The following is a 346-nucleotide window of genomic DNA, read 5'->3' as shown; positions in this document are numbered from 1 at the left end:
CCAGTGCATAAACGTAACCTTCTTTGGCTAAAGCCAGCTTTTTTTTAGTTTCGTAATCAATTTTCTGATAATCATCAACCATATCAAGATATCTCTGGTTGCACCACACAACCCCTTCTATTTTGCCTGCATTACTAGGAAAGGGGTTCCATGGGGAATTGATACAACCAGCTAATAACCCTACAGAAGTTACGATGCATAAGCAGAATCTTTTTCTCAGTTTCATATAACCACCACTGACTTAATGAAAATTTTTGTGTTGATGATTTAAGATGTCACTGACATAGCATTCGATATTGAGGTATTTAAGAGGAGATTAATTAAGTTAAAAGTATTGATAGTTTAG

The 346-nt window shown here is 35.0% G+C and carries 1 protein-coding gene; it reads right to left on the bottom strand.

Annotation, left to right across the window (positions count from 1 at the left end; translation table 11 throughout):
• The coding region (locus SB773_RS30550) for a hypothetical protein (RefSeq protein WP_410593965.1) at positions 1 to 226 on the bottom strand (226 nt) is incomplete at its 3' end.
• Positions 227 to 346 lie beyond the last annotated feature (120 nt).

It is taken from the genome of Bacillus sp. SIMBA_074 (genome assembly GCF_046534555.1).
GTDB classification, from domain to species: domain Bacteria; phylum Bacillota; class Bacilli; order Bacillales; family Bacillaceae_G; genus Bacillus_A; species Bacillus_A mycoides.
Note: the sequence above shows the minus strand (reverse complement) of the source record. Positions and strands in the feature narration are given on the sequence as shown.